Here is a 308-nt window from a genome sequence, read left to right as displayed (position 1 = left end):
GATGTGGCTGCATCACGAGGCGCTGGCGCAGCTGGAGACCGCGCCCGGCGGTAAGCTGACCGCCAGCCATAGCGCCGTGCTCTCGCCCAGTGCTTCCACGTTAACTGGCACCACCAGCCCCTCTTCCTGCCAGGCCGCCAGCAGACCCGGTAGCGCCGGCTGGCGCAAGCGATAGTAATCGGCCAGCCACTGGGCGCGGAAGATGCCGAGGCTACGGGCGCTATTGCGCAACATAATGGCCTCTGCGTCTTCGCGGGAGAGCGCGTCGCGCTCGTCGTCCCAGTCCGGCATCACCCGCCGGGTTAGAT

At 67.5% G+C, this 308-nt stretch carries 1 pseudogene; it reads right to left on the bottom strand.

Annotated elements, in window-relative coordinates:
• Positions 1 to 63 precede the first annotated feature (63 nt).
• A pseudogene (locus ACNQ0T_RS23665) lies at positions 64 to 308 on the bottom strand (DNA glycosylase AlkZ-like family protein); the annotation flags it as partial.

The organism is Enterobacter cloacae complex sp.6700776 (assembly GCF_048284255.1).
Taxonomy (GTDB): Bacteria; Pseudomonadota; Gammaproteobacteria; order Enterobacterales; family Enterobacteriaceae; genus Enterobacter; species Enterobacter intestinihominis.
This window is presented reverse-complemented; position numbering and strand designations above follow the sequence as displayed.